Annotated in this window: 1 protein-coding gene; it reads right to left on the reverse strand. The window is 61.2% G+C overall.

Annotated features, from left to right (window positions below; all coding sequences use genetic code 11):
- Positions 1–84 precede the first annotated feature (84 nt).
- A partial coding sequence (locus tag B3849_RS07905; protein WP_414718030.1) for a serine O-acetyltransferase occupies positions 85–294 on the reverse strand: 210 nt, incomplete at its 5' end.

Consider the following 294-nt stretch of genomic DNA (forward strand, 5'->3'; position numbering starts at 1 on the left):
GCCTCACAAAAAAAAGGCCGGCCCCAATGACGGGTCCGGCCTTTTCACATCTCGACGAAGGCGCGCGCTCTCAATCCCCTAGCATTACATATTAATATCGCCTTGCGGCCCCAGCATGTGATCCATCAGGACCGACGGCTGATCGCAACCCGCCTCCCCCACGACCCGCGCAGGGATGCCCGCGACGGTCTTGCAGGGCGGCACGGATTCCAGCACGACAGACCCCGCCGCAATGCGCGAGCAATGCCCGATAGAAATATTACCCAACACTTTCGCCCCCGCGCCGATCAACAC

The sequence above is a fragment of the Sulfitobacter sp. UBA4523 genome (assembly GCF_002388305.1).
In the GTDB taxonomy this organism is placed as follows: domain Bacteria; phylum Pseudomonadota; class Alphaproteobacteria; order Rhodobacterales; family Rhodobacteraceae; genus Sulfitobacter; species Sulfitobacter pontiacus.